The organism is Treponema sp. (genome assembly GCF_024696245.1).
In the GTDB taxonomy this organism is placed as follows: domain Bacteria; phylum Spirochaetota; class Spirochaetia; order Treponematales; family Treponemataceae; genus Treponema_D.
The window spans coordinates 1-11566 of record NZ_JAILGZ010000055.1; the positions used below are offsets into that span (position 1 = coordinate 1).

General features: G+C 38.6%; 10 protein-coding genes and 2 tRNA genes. 7 read left to right on the plus strand and 5 right to left on the minus strand.

Features of this window, described 5'->3' with window-relative positions:
* Positions 1-228: 228 nt before the first annotated feature.
* Positions 229-301, minus strand: a tRNA-Asn gene (locus K6D58_RS03845).
* A 47-nt stretch (positions 302-348) separates the two neighbouring features.
* Entirely contained in the window at positions 349-1494 is a 1146-nt protein-coding gene (locus K6D58_RS03850) for an SLC13 family permease (protein WP_296827808.1), read from the minus strand.
* 158 nt (positions 1495-1652) lie between these two features.
* On the opposite strand from K6D58_RS03850, the gene K6D58_RS03855 reads away from it, so the two are divergent.
* The 5 genes from K6D58_RS03855 to K6D58_RS03875 all read left to right on the plus strand — a co-directional run bounded on the left by K6D58_RS03855 (position 1653) and on the right by K6D58_RS03875 (position 7972).
* A complete protein-coding gene (locus K6D58_RS03855; RefSeq protein WP_296827810.1) occupies positions 1653-3770 on the plus strand; it encodes a glycoside hydrolase family 95 protein in 2118 nt (705 codons plus the stop codon).
* A gap of 60 nt (positions 3771-3830) precedes the next feature.
* Complete coding sequence (gene pyrB / locus K6D58_RS03860; RefSeq protein ID WP_296827813.1) at positions 3831-4754, plus strand: aspartate carbamoyltransferase; 924 nt, start codon at positions 3831-3833, stop codon at positions 4752-4754.
* 24 nt (positions 4755-4778) lie between these two features.
* Positions 4779-5228: an aspartate carbamoyltransferase regulatory subunit gene (locus tag K6D58_RS03865; RefSeq protein WP_296827816.1), complete on the plus strand. Its 450-nt coding sequence runs from the start codon at positions 4779-4781 to the stop codon at positions 5226-5228.
* Between the two features lie 38 nt (positions 5229-5266).
* Entirely contained in the window at positions 5267-6601 is a 1335-nt protein-coding gene (locus tag K6D58_RS03870) for a dihydroorotase (protein ID WP_296827818.1), read from the plus strand.
* A gap of 63 nt (positions 6602-6664) precedes the next feature.
* The gene (locus tag K6D58_RS03875; protein ID WP_296827821.1) at positions 6665-7972 is read left to right on the plus strand and encodes a M48 family metallopeptidase; all 1308 of its coding nucleotides are present in this window, start codon (positions 6665-6667) and stop codon (positions 7970-7972) included.
* On the opposite strand, the gene K6D58_RS03880 is transcribed toward K6D58_RS03875, so the two are convergent.
* Entirely contained in the window at positions 7948-8583 is a 636-nt protein-coding gene (locus tag K6D58_RS03880) for a PrsW family glutamic-type intramembrane protease (protein WP_296827822.1), read from the minus strand. The two genes, K6D58_RS03875 and K6D58_RS03880, sit on opposite strands and share 25 nt — an antisense overlap.
* A gap of 74 nt (positions 8584-8657) precedes the next feature.
* Between K6D58_RS03880 and K6D58_RS03885 the strand changes: the two genes are divergently transcribed.
* A complete protein-coding gene (locus K6D58_RS03885) occupies positions 8658-9569 on the plus strand; it encodes a hypothetical protein (protein ID WP_296827825.1) in 912 nt (303 codons plus the stop codon).
* A 6-nt stretch (positions 9570-9575) separates the two neighbouring features.
* On the opposite strand, the gene K6D58_RS03890 is transcribed toward K6D58_RS03885, so the two are convergent.
* The gene (locus tag K6D58_RS03890; protein WP_296827826.1) at positions 9576-10169 is read right to left on the minus strand and encodes a TetR/AcrR family transcriptional regulator; all 594 of its coding nucleotides are present in this window, start codon (positions 10167-10169) and stop codon (positions 9576-9578) included.
* Positions 10170-10177: 8 nt separating this feature from the next.
* Entirely contained in the window at positions 10178-11332 is a 1155-nt protein-coding gene (locus K6D58_RS03895; RefSeq protein ID WP_296827827.1) for a THUMP domain-containing class I SAM-dependent RNA methyltransferase, read from the minus strand.
* Positions 11333-11493: 161 nt separating this feature from the next.
* On the opposite strand from K6D58_RS03895, the gene K6D58_RS03900 reads away from it, so the two are divergent.
* Positions 11494-11566 (plus strand) — tRNA-Met (locus tag K6D58_RS03900).

Here is an 11566-nt window from a genome sequence, read left to right on the forward strand (position 1 = left end):
ACCCAGCATTGCATATATGTATTAAATGATAAAAAAAATCGTTTGTATTGCTAAGAGGGTGTTAAATACGTTTTCGATGGGTTTGCCCTAACGGGCCTGTTTTCATCTGCTTCTTCCTCCCACCTGGTCGGCGCAGACGAAAACTTCAAACCCAGCACTATATTTATTAAATAATACTTACTTGATTTAAAATAAAAAAACCTCTCTTAAAGAAAGAGAGGTTTTCGTCGCCCCCTGCTGGGTTTGAACCAGCGACACACGGATTAACAGTCCGTTGCTCTACCGACTGAGCTAAGGGAGCATTCATTGTTGAATGTGAAGATAATATATAAAAAAGAGCTTTTTGTGTCAATAGAGAGGGGTAAATTTTATTAAAAAATTTAGGGAGATTAGGAGGAGGAGGGTGATTATGTTGGCTGTTGTAAAATAGAGCATATATGAGGATTTTTTACATTCCGGGGTCTGGGTGTAGAGTTTGTAGGAGATAAGGCTGGCCATGGAAGCTATAAGGGTGCCAAGGCCTCCTATGTTTACTCCTGTGGTCAGGGCTTTTAGGTTTGAGGCAAAGCCGGATAAAAGAAGGGCGGCTGGTACGTTGCTTATAACCTGGCTGGCGGCTATTCCGGTAAGGACTTCGTTTCCGGCTACAAGATTTTCCAGGGCTTTTTTAAAAACTTCAATTCGGGCTATGTTTCCGGTAAAGATAAAGAAACCAATAAATGTAAAAAGCAGGGCATAGTCAGCTTTTAAGAGAATCGGGGCCTTTATTATCAGGGTGGCAATAAGGACAAGGCCGGCTAATACATAAAAAGGAATAAACTTAAGCACGGTAAGTATGGCAGTAATAAAAAGCAGGGCGTAGATTCCGCTGGTAAGGGGATTTATTCTGATAAAAGATGAATCATCCTTCATGTTGCCGCAGGGTTCTGTTTTATTTTTCAGCAGTAAGATTCCCCCTAAAAGAAGAATAAAAGAAAAGCCGGTGTATGGAAGCATCAGCATAAGAAATTCCTTAAGGCTGCAGTTCATCAGTGAAAAAAGATAAAGGTTCTGAGGGTTGCCTACAGGGGTAAACATGCTGCCGGTATTTGCTGCAATGGTCTGGAGTACTATAACCGGAATCAGAAGGTCCTTGCGGTTACAGGCGGTAAGCATAAGGATGCTGAAGGGAACAAAGGTAATCAGGGCAACATCGTTTGTAATCAGCATGGAAGTAAAAAAGCAGAGAAGAATAAGTACAAGAGCCAGCTGCCATATTTTTTTTGTCAGGGTCAGGAGCTTTTTACCTGTAAGAACAAAGATTCCCTCCGAAGAAAAAAACTGCATTATAACCATAAGGCTCCAGAGAATAAGGAGGGAAGAAAAATCTATGTAAGAAATATAGCGGCTGTCCGGGTGAACAAAAAAAGCAGATATTATTGCAAGAATCCAGGCGCAGGTAAGAACGGTTTCCCTTTTTAAAAAGCGGATTATCTTGTGTATTAAATTCATCATAATTTAAGAATTAAAGTGAATTTAAAATTGAATTACAAGTAGTATTATATAAATAGTTACGGCTAAAAAATTCCCGCAGAATTCCACAGGGGATTAAACATGGTGCCTAAGATAAATTTATATGTTAAAATAAAAAATAATATAAGTGAGGGTGATTTATGAATTCATTGTGGTACAAAAAACCGGCTCAGAATATTAAAGAAGCTTTTCCTGTTGGTAACGGAAGACTTGGTGCTTTAGTTCACGGAAATATTGGTCATGAAGTTATTGACCTGAACGAAGAATCAGTCTGGTCCAAGCCATATACAAATAGAAATAATACCAGTGCAGCATCTTCTCTTAAGGATGTGCGTAATCTTATTGAATTGAATCGTATTCCGGAAGCTCAGGAGCTGATTTACGAAAGTTTTACAGCCCTTCCTCAAAAACCGGCTCATTATAAGTCAGCAGGTGCCCTTCATATAGATTATTATGACGGAGAAACCTACGGCCTTAAGGGACCTGATGGTGTAAGAAGAAATCTTGATGAATCAGTTTCTTTCTATAAAAGACAGCTGGATTTTGAAACAGCTCTTGCAACAACTGTTTTTACCAGGGAATCAAAAACTCCAAGTACGGAAGACCTTTCTAAAAATACAAATGGTTCAAGCATAACTTATACAACAGAAGTATTTGCTTCCCTTCAGGATGATCTTCTGGCAGTTCATATTTCTGCATCAACACCTAAGAGTATTTACCTCAGGGTTTATCTTGAATGTCAGGATGCTTACAAAAAGTATGCCCTTTCTAATGATACTGTATGTTTTCACAGTATAAACGGAGTTCCTTTTGCTGCAATGGTTATGGCTGTAGCAGTAGACGGCAATGTTAAAACTGTAGGTTCAAATATTATTATAGAAAAAGCTGATGAAGTAACCCTTTATGTTGATGTTGAGTCAGCCTTCAGAAAGTCCCACTACTTTAAAAAGAACGGGGATGTTCACAGAAAGTGTGATTCCCTTGCCTTGTGGAGTGCAGATCGTGCTTTAAAGAAGCTTTGTCTTGCTGCAAACAGAAACTATGATTCAATAAAGACCCTTCATCTTCAGGAGTCTCTTGCTCAGTTTAAGAGGGTTTCCTTTAACCTTACAGATGGTTCTTCAAAACTTAGTGCTGAGGAACTTATGGAAAATAAATCTTCCCTGGACTTTATGGAAACCTTCTGGAATTTCAGCCGCTACCTTTTAGCTTCTTCTTCAATGAATCCTGGCAGCCTGCCTCCGTTAAAGTGCGGTCTCTGGCTTACTGAATCAGAAAATGCAGAAGATGTGCGCTATTCACTGGCAAATATTCCGGCAGAAATATTTTCTACTTATGCAACAGGTCTTAAGCGTAATGGTCTTTCTGTAAAAACCCTTTATAAAAAGCTTTACCTTCATGGCCGGGTTACTGCAAGAGAAATGTATGGTCAGCAGGGTTGTGTTCTTCACTCATTAACAGATTTGTGGGGAGATACTTGTCCAGCCGGTTCAGATTTAAGGACTTCATATTCAATTCTCAGCGGTACTACCATGGTTGATGCTGTTATGAATCAGTACTACAGCACCATGAACGTTAAGTTCCTTAAAAAAGAGTATGGCTTCCTTAACGACATTGCACGTTTTTATGCAGCTCTTCTTACAGTAGAAAATGACGGTAAGACAGCCAGCCTTATTCCTTCTTTTGGTGAATATAAAAAAGACGGTGAAACTTTTTATGCAGGCGTTTCCGGGGCAAAAGAAAATTATGCCCTTTATAAAATGTTTGAAAAAGTAATTAAGGCAGGAGAGATTTGCAGTATTTCTTCTTTTGATGAAGATCAGATTTTGTTTAAGGCAATGAAAAAGCGTCTTGAAAAGTCTGCCCTTGAATATGACGAAGCTGCAGTAGAAAAGGCAGAAGCTTCGGATTTTAAATTTGAGCCTGAATCATTCCTGGACAGAAACTTTGAAATCCTTTATACAACAACCCAGAGAATTATCAGCAGCAGGGTTAAGGATGATAAGCTTGAGATTTCCCTTCTTGAGGATATTCCTGAATGTATTGCTTCCGGTGAATTTAAGGGTGCCAGCTTAAAGGGCAATGTTTATGCAAATATTACCTGGAAAGATGGCAGGATAAAGGCCGCAAAGCTCTATTCAAAGCCGGGACATGATTTTATTGACCAGCTGGTAATTTGTTATAAGGGAAAGAGATATAATGCTTCCCTCAAGAACAATACCCTGGACGTAATGAATGTCCTTCCTACAACGGTTTAAGGTATTTGCAAAGCCTCTGTTTCGTGTTACACTCGTAAAAATTACTTACAGAGGTATTCAATGTTAACAGGAAGGCATGTTATAGAGCCAGGTGATCTGACAGTGGGAGAAATTGATGAAATTTGTTCCCTTGCAGAACAGATGATTGTAGATCCAGTTTCGTTTCAAGATGTGTGTCGCGGGAAAATTCTTGCGACACTTTTTTTTGAGCCAAGTACAAGAACAAGGCTTTCTTTTGAGGCAGCCATGCTTCACCTTGGCGGAACGGTAGAAGGTTTTGCAGATGCAAGCTACACCTCTTCTACAAAGGGAGAAACTCTTGCAGATACAATCAGGGTAGTAAGTTCCTACGTTGATGTAATTGCAATGCGTTCACCTAAAGAAGGAGCCGCTCTTCTTGCTTCCAAGTATTCACCTGTACCTGTTATTAATGCAGGAGACGGTGGACATTATCATCCAACCCAGACCCTTACTGACCTTCTTACAATCCGGGGACTTCAGGGTGGATTTGAAAATCATACAATAGGTTTCTGCGGAGACCTTAAGTTTGGCCGCACAGTTCATTCCCTTGCAAAAGCAATGAGCCGCTACAAGAACAACAAGTTTGTTTTTATCAGTCCTGAAGAACTTAAAGTACCTGAATATATTACGGAAGACATTCTTAAACCTGCCGGAATTGAATTTACAACTGCAGAAAAACTGGAAGACGTTATCGGTGACCTGGATATTCTTTACATGACCCGTGTTCAGAAAGAAAGATTCTTTAACGAACAGGATTACATCCGCCTTAAGGACAGTTACATTCTTGATAAGGCAAAGATGAAGCTTGCCCGCAAAGACATGATTGTCCTTCATCCACTTCCACGTGTTAATGAAATTCAGCCGGAAGTAGATGATGATCCACGTGCAGCATACTTTAAGCAGGTTAAGTACGGAATGTATGCCCGCATGGCTTTGATTGCAAAAATCACTGGTTGTCTCTGATAAAAAAATAGCAGGAGAAAAACAATGCTTAATATTGATGAAATAAAAAACGGCCTTGTAATTGATCATATTCAGGCAGGACTTGGATGGAAAGTTTTCAAATGGCTTGGTCTTGATAAAGCACCATTTACTACAGCTCTTGTTGTAAATGCTCAGTCTCAGAAAACAGGAAAAAAAGACATTATTAAAATCGATAACATCATTAACATTGATTACAGCGTTCTTGGTTACATCGACGAAAATATTACCGTAAACGTAATTCAGGAAGGAAAAATCGTTCGTAAGATTAAGATGGAACTTCCTGCAAAAGTTGAAGGTGTTATGGAATGTAAAAATCCACGCTGCATTACAATGACAGAACACTATATGCCTCAGGAGTTTCACCTTGTAAGCAAAGAAAAAAAGCAGTACCGCTGTGTTTACTGTGATTCTGTTTATAAGGCAGGAATACTTGGTTCAGTTTTAGAAGACTGATTTTTCTTAGCTATTCTTCAAAAAAGACAGGAGAAGAAATGAAAGACTTAACTTTGATTTACAATGCCCGCCTTGTTGATAAAAACATCGACGTAAAAAATGGTGCTGTGCTTATCAGCAAAAACAAGATTGCAGGTTTTCCTTCAAAAGAAACTGTAAAGGAAATGCTTAAGGACCAGAACGTAAGCAAGTTTGATGCAAAAGGTGCAGCCCTTATGCCTGGCTTTATAGACATGCATGCTCACTTTAGGGATCCTGGACTTACTTATAAAGAAGACATTGAATCAGGTACCATGGCAGCTGCTGCAGGGGGATACACTCTCTGCGTTCTTATGCCTAATACAAAACCTGTAGTTTCTTCTCAGGAAATGGCACAGATTAATAACAGCAAGGCTAAGCTTGCCGGCTACTGCAATGTAATTCAGAGTGTAAGCATTACAAAAGATTTTGATGGTAAAACAATTTCCCATCTTGATGAATTGAATGCAAAAGTTGTTCCCCTTATTACTGAAGACGGAAAGGAAGTTGCTTCTTCTGCTGTTATGCTTGAAGCAATGAAAAAGGCTGCTGCAAAAAAAATAATTGTCAGCTGTCATTGTGAAGATCCTTCCCTTGCTCTTGCTGCAAAACCTTACAGACAGAATGCCCTTGAACTTTTGAAATCAGGTAAAGCCAGTCCTGCACAAAAGAAAGAGGCTGCTGCAAATTTAAAGGAAGCAAATGTTCTTTTAAAACTTGCAGAAGATACAGCTACCCTTAGAAATATTGAACTTGCAAAAGAAGCCGGCTGTCACCTTCATCTTTGTCATGTAAGTACAAAAACCTGTCTTGATGCAGTTCGTCGTGCAAAAGCAGAAGGCCTTAACATTACCTGCGAAGTAACTCCACACCATCTTGGCTTAAGCGGAGAAAAGATTCCGGAAATCTTTAACGTAGTAAATCCTCCCCTTAGAAGTGAAGAAGACCGCCTTGCCTGTGTTCAGGCCCTTAAAGACGGAACTGCAGATGTAATTGCAACAGACCATGCACCTCATTCAGAAGAAGACAAAAAAGGCGGCAGCCCTGGTTTCTCCGGACTGGAAACTTCTTTTGCCGTAAGCTATACAAATCTTGTAAAGAAAGGTGGCATGAAGTTAAAGCAGCTGTCTGAATTAATGAGTGCCCGTCCTGCAGAAATTCTTGGATTAAAAAACAGGGGACTTCTTGAAGAAGAATATATTGCTGACCTTGTTCTTGTTAACCTTGATGAAGAATGGACAGTTCACGGAGATGAGTTTATAAGCAAGGGTAAATTTACTCCTCTTGAAAATAAAAAACTTTCCGGTTCTATAATGGCAACTTTCCTTGATGGAAAAATTGTTTTTCAGGCATAAGGAACAAGCTTGCTGAAGCTATAAGCAAAGGATTTATTAAAAAAAGGAGAGAAGATTTTTAATATGGAAAAATTATTTTTGTACATTTTTATTGCAGGTGCTGTCTTAAAATTTGTAACCGTTCAATTTCTTGAATATGTGGATTACAAACAGAGAAAGCTTCATGGTAAGGAAATTCCTGCTGAACTTGCAGGCCATGTAGATGAAGCAGTTTTAGAAAAGACCTGTAACTATGAAAATGAAAAATATTTTTTCTTTATTCCTAAAAGCTTTCTCTTCTTTTTCTTAAAGCTCCTTCTGGTTTATGTTTATTTTTATCAGGACGTATTTGCCCTGCTTTGGAATAACTCCCAGAACGCTTACATAACAATTATTCTTTTTGAGATTCTTGTTTCTCTTCCTGCAGATATTCTTTCTATACCTTTTGATATTTACAGCGAGTTCTGTCTGGAAAAGAAGTACGGCTTTAGCAAAATGACAGTGGGGCTTTTTATCCTTGATGGAATCAAGTCCATTATTCTTGGTCTTATTATGAATGCCCTTTTGATGGGAGCAGTTGCCTTTATTCTTATTCACCTTAACAACTACTGGTGGGTTTTTGTAAGTGCCGTTCTTATTGGATTCAGTCTTTTGCTCAGTTTTATTTATCCTGTTTTCCTTGCTCCAATTTTTAATAAGTTTACACCCCTTGAAGACGGAGAACTTAAAGAACGTCTTGAGGCCCTTCTGGTAAAAACAGGTTTTAAGTCCAGTGGTATTTTTAAGATGGATGCATCTAAACGCAGCAAACATTCAAATGCCTATTTTACCGGAATTGGAAAATCAAAGCGCATCGTTTTATATGACACACTTATTGAACAGCTTTCTGTTGATGAAATAGAAGCAGTACTCGGACATGAACTTGGTCATTACAAAAAGCACCATATTATTAAGAAGCTGCTTGTTTCTATTCCTCTTATTTTTGTCGTAACATTTGCAGCCAGCCTTCTTTCAAAATATTCACCTTTGTATACAAGCTTTGGTTTTTCTCCTGAGCTTTTTGATATTAAAGGAATAGAGAATATGCATCCTTATGCAGCTCTTGAATATGCAGGAATATTTTTACTGGGACTTTCACTTTCCGGCTTTGGAATTTTTACAGGACTGATTCAGAATTATTTTAGCCGTAAGGATGAATATCAGGCTGATGCATTTTCTGCTGAGGTTTGCAATGGGGGAGAAGCCCTGTGCACAGCCCTTATAAAATTGAATAAAGAAAACTTAAGTGAATTTGTTCCGCCGGATATTTACTGTGCTTTCTATTACAGTCACCCGCCTCTTTTAAAAAGAATACGGGCTATTAGAAATCATTCTTCCGGCTTGTCAAAATAAATTGCCCGGCATTCGATTAGTGCAAAGATGATTACGATAAAAGAAAAGTAAAAGAATACTGTGTTCTTTGGGAATCCAGCAAAATAATCGTAAATGCCGTGGAAAAGAATTGCACAAATAAAAGGGAAGGGAGAAAACTTCTTTGCCTTTACTGAATAAACAAAAAGTCCGCTAAGGGCAGAACATGCTGTATGAATTATAACGGCCGTTAAAAACCTTAACAAAGCATTTTGAAAATGCAGGTTCAGCACAAGGTAAATAAAAAGTTCATAACAGCCTAAGGCAAGTCCGGATAATGCTGCACACCAGAAGAAACTTGCCTTATTTAATTTTTTTGCAGGCAGGGCAAAGAGTACGGCCATCTTTGCTGTTTCTTCAACAAGACCATTTACTAAAAGACATTTTAAAAGCAGCTGCATGCTTGCCAGGGTAAAGTTTACATTTGAGTTTATTGTAAACTGAATTATTTCTATTGGAATCAGTGCTACAAGTCCAAGAACACAGGCAAGGATTCCATATACTGGCTTGAATTCCTTTATTGAAAGGGAAAGCACTGCACAGAAAAAAATCACCGGAAAAAAACTTAAATAAATAACTGCATTTGCTAACATACCTAAAATATACTGGAAATCTCTTTTAAAAAAAACTGTTAATAGTATTTAATTAATTTCCGAAAATTTAAAAGATGAAAAAGATATTTATTTTGCTGACCACAGCTTTTGCTGCGGCATTGTTTTCTTCATGCGGTTTTATAGATTTCTCTACAGATGACGGTTCCATTACAGCACCAACCGTTACTTATGGAAGTGATGATGCAAGTATTATTATTACACCTGTACATCAGTCAAACTGCTATTACATAAATATAATCCGTTATGAAGTAAGCAGCGGATCCAAGGATGCTGACAAGGTTGATGATTCAACAGTGGTTGTAGGTCAGATAGTTCCTACTGATTATTATAATAATAATGCCATGACTTTTATTGATTACTATACTGACAGCAGCAAGTATTATCAGTATTACGTTCGTTACCGTAAGGCAGACGGCTACACTTATTCCCAGACAACAATTTCTTACGCCGGCAAGGGAACTTCTGGCAGCGGTGAAAGGGAGCTTACAGCTGTAGATACTTCTACTCCTCTTGAAATTAATTATGATTCCGGAACCTATGTTCTTACTATAGAAAAGGCCCTTCTTGTTACCAGCGGTACCCATGAACTTCCAGAAACCCATGATTCAACAAGCGGAACACCTGTTTATTTTGATCTTATGGTTGGTCTTAATAACGGTACCCGTACCCAGCTTTTTGAATTAAGTGAACAGACTGTTAATTCAGTTGAATGTTTTCAGATTGCCCTGGGAAGTGTTCTTCCTTCAACCTTCAGGGATAAGGAACTTAAAATTACCGGTCTTTATGGTCAGGAAGAATTTGATCCGTCAAAGGGTGCTTATGAATCAGAGGCTCCCTTTATGAATATTGCCTGGACAAAACCTCTGACTGATACTGATTTGTATGTTGATACAGTCTCTGCTTCTTACTTTACTGTAAGTGCTCAGACTGAAGAACCTGATGTTTACGATGTAACCTTAGAGTAAAAAACATCAGGCCTTAATATTTTCGATAATGTAATTAATCATTTCGCGGATTCCGGTAAGCTGCTTTTTTCCAAGAACTGCAAGCCGGAATATTGCACATTCCATCTGGCTGTAAAACAAATCATTTGCTTCTTTTACAGACATCTGTTTAATTTCACCTTTTTTCTGACCACGAATAATAATTGTGCTCATAAGATGCTGAACCCTGATAACACGGCGGGTAACCCTTTCGTCTACATTTACACCGCTTTTCTGAAGCTGAATTAAATAAATAAGAAGAACCTTAAAAAGCTGGGAATTATTTTCTATGTGGGAAAGTATTTCTTCAAAAATATTTCTGAGACAATCGATGGAAGTAAGGCTGTCGTCCTTTATGATTTTAATAAGGGATTTTTCGAGAGTCTCTGTCATCTGCTTAATACTGTAAACAAAGATTTCCCTCTTGTTTTTAAAATAAATATAAAGGGTAGTTCTGGTGATTCCGCATTTGTCTGCAATTTTCTGAAAAGTAACGTCTTCGTATCCTTCTTCGATAAAGAGTTCAAGGGACTTTTCAAGAATCTCGCGTTTTCGTTTATTGTGTTCAACTAAAACTGCCATTGCCTGCCTCAGTATTTATAAAGAATTGTATCCAGATTACCGGCTTTTAATGTTTTTTTAGATTCAGCACGTTTACCGATACACTGTTCAAAAGTTTTCTGACTTGTAATGATTCCCATGTTCCAGCCCGCAAAGTCGTTAAAGAGGCCGGCCATTTTTGTATAAAGCATTTCTGCTTCCTGAATATCGCCGATACGTTCACCATAAGGAGGATTGCAAAGAAGAAGTCCGCTTTCGTATGGAGCTTCAAGATCTGCAAAGTCACTTACGATGAATTCCGGACGTTCAATTTTTGCATCACTACCTATCATCTGAAGGGCACGACCAGCTGCAACACAGGAATGTTCAGCATTCAGCTTGGCTCTTTCTACTGCTACAGGATCTATGTCACTTCCGGTAATACGACATTCAACATCTGTACGAATCTGTTCAGCAAGAGCTTTTTTAATATCCACTGCTTTCTGCTGGTTATAGATTGCAAGGTTTTCGTAAGCAAAGTGCCTGCCAAGACCTGGAGCAATGTTGTGGGCATAAAGATTAGCTTCGATTGCAATTGTACCACTTCCACAGAATGGATCGTGAAGGGCAGTCTTTCTTCTCCACATCATTTCCTGAATCATAACGGCAGCAGTAGTTTCCCTTAAAGGAGCAATACCACCGTCTGTACGATAACCTCTTTTATGAAGAGCTTCACCACTTGTATCAAGAAGAATAGTTGCTGTATTATTTTCAAGATAAACACGAACATCACACTCTGAACCGCTTTCCGGAAGAGTTGTCATGTGCCAGATTGAACCAAGTTTTTTGTAAATGGCCTTTTGAATCATACCCTGAATGCTGTGTTCACTGTTAAGCTTGCTTTTGTAGATACGTACTTTATCAACGATTACATGCACGTCTTTCTTAAAGTAGTCCTGCCAGTTAATTCTGTAGCAGCCGTCAAAAAGTGAATCAAAATCGGCAGCTTCATATTTAGCCATCTGCAGGTAAACGCGGTCGCTTGTCCTGAGGGAATAGTTTGAAAGGTAAAGAGCGTCATCGTTTCCTGTAAAAGTTACACGACCCGGGGTATTGCCCTGTACAAGGTGAAATCCCAGATGCTTGAGTTCATTGCCTAAAATCTTCTCGGCGCCAACTGCGCATAATGCCACAAAAGTATTCATAATGACATTTTATCAAAAAGTGTCATACTAAACAAGGGAAAAGTAGCCATTTATATAGAAAAAACTTGATTATTGTAAAAAAAATCACAAAAAACAAAAAATAATTAAAACTTTTGCTTGACAATTCCAATATATTCCCCTACAATATTTGAACATTACGACGCGAGGTAGAGCAGTTGGCAGCTCGTCGGGCTCATAACCCGGAGGCCGCAGGTCCGAGTCCTGCCCTCGCTA